Here is a 1,692-nt window from a genome sequence, read left to right on the forward strand (position 1 = left end):
GTAGTTCATTTCTTGCGTCCTGATTGGATTGAATTAATTTGTATACGGTGAGATGAGCCATAGAACGATGTACACACATCGCTTGCATGACCATAACAAGCATGGACAGTAGGATAAGTCGTAAATATTCTCCATGCCTCGTTCCCAGGACTACTCCCTGAAGGGATCTTATCAAAAGTAGCAGGATTTCCACCAAACTTTATACCAACAAAGTCATATGCGTGGTTTTCTAAACCGACAGAGGTTTGCTTGCCATCACTTAAATAATCGAGTGTATTAGCCATCGATTGAGCGTTGTAAGCTGGACCAAAAAGATTGATACTCGTGTTGCCTGCTATACCGTGAATACCACGCTTTTCAAAATCATGCATTCCGTTACCTACCGTCATACTACCACGGCTGTGCCCATCAATATGTAATCCGTCATTGCCATAAAGATACATTGTATTCTGGAACTTCTTGGTCGAATTGGTCAATCCAAAGAAAAATGTACCTTCAAAAAACTTCTGAAAAACCGCTATACCAACCTCTACTAGCATGTCTTTATCTTGCGGGAAATATGTAAAATACAGATGACCATGATCGTTGTCAGCAAATTGGACGGCATAACGCGCGGCATCATCGGGGGAGGTAAAAATACCATTATAAAACATATGAACCTCGCCATCAGAGCCTTTTTGTAAATGATTTTCTTCCTCTGGTTTTAAATAGCGATATAGAGGTATTTTTCTTCCATAGCTATCTTTTATATAGTTTCCATTTTCATCGGTTAAATAGAGGACATTGCCATTTTCATCATGCGCAACTTCTCCTTCAGGATGTTTTGTGGCATAAGCGATTTTGTAAATTTTATAAAAATATCCCAATCCTTCATCGGATAAATCATTGATCATGTCTAAGCGATTATGCACTGCTCCCTCAAGGGATGTGGCGTCTATTGGTGCAACAGCCTGATGGGCTGTTGCAGTATTGCGGTTGAGAGAACCAATGATTTCTCCAGCATCTTGCCCCATGGACCTTTGGCCAGTTGTATTGGTTAGGATGATGGTTCCATCACTGATAGCGGATTTGGTTTCTCCTTCTGCGCCATCCTTGGCTTTGCCATGGTTTAAAACATTCTTGGTAATATTTTTTATCGTGTCATTTCCAGAAAGGCTAAAACCATGGCTGCTGGCTGTCGCATGGGCACTGTTGGTGATATCACTGGTGCTGATGCTTCCGGTGGTCAGACTATTTTTATCCGCTGAGGCACTGCTCGCAATAATGCCTCCGGTCAAGTTTGTTGTCCCCGTAACTGTAATATCAAAACCGCCCGCCTCTGCTTTGATGCCTGATTGCTCTACAACACTGTGATAATCACTAGAGGATTTATCCTTGTTCAAAGAGGCGCTCATTTAACCTCCACCACCCGTTGCTCCAGCACCAAAACCAACATTCTCATTAAAGCGCTTTGCGAATGATTTTGTGTTGTTAGGGTTGGCATTCAAGTACGTTTTTATGTCTTTTACAATAAGGACTATTTAAGCGTTTCTCAACACTTCGCTGAGGCATCACAGCACCAGGACGACATATGGGAAGGTTGTCCGATTTATGGTTATCACACCATTCTTGTATGGTAAAGCTAGGGCGAAAACCTGATTGCGCCATACACATTTCAATACTGGCAAATTGATTCAAATCTAGCGCCACAAC

1 protein-coding gene and 1 pseudogene are annotated in these 1,692 nt (G+C 42.0%); both read right to left on the minus strand.

Going from position 1 to position 1,692, the window contains the following annotated elements; all coding sequences use genetic code 11:
- Nucleotides 1–5 precede the first annotated feature (5 nt).
- Nucleotides 6–1,394 (minus strand): filamentous hemagglutinin, encoded by a 1,389-nt coding sequence (locus tag ACFINC_RS09270; RefSeq protein WP_375617023.1) that lies wholly within the window; start codon nucleotides 1,392–1,394, stop codon nucleotides 6–8.
- 76 nt (nucleotides 1,395–1,470) lie between these two features.
- Nucleotides 1,471–1,692, minus strand: a pseudogene (locus ACFINC_RS09275) (hypothetical protein); the annotation flags it as partial.

Source organism: Bartonella sp. AP58NXGY, assembly GCF_042195785.1.
Lineage (GTDB): Bacteria > Pseudomonadota > Alphaproteobacteria > Rhizobiales > Rhizobiaceae > Bartonella.

Coding starts and splice junctions, on each gene's coding strand:
- ACFINC_RS09270 (WP_375617023.1), bottom strand. CDS start 1,394: ATGAGCGCCTCTTTGAACAAGGATAAATCCTCTAGTGATTATCACAGT.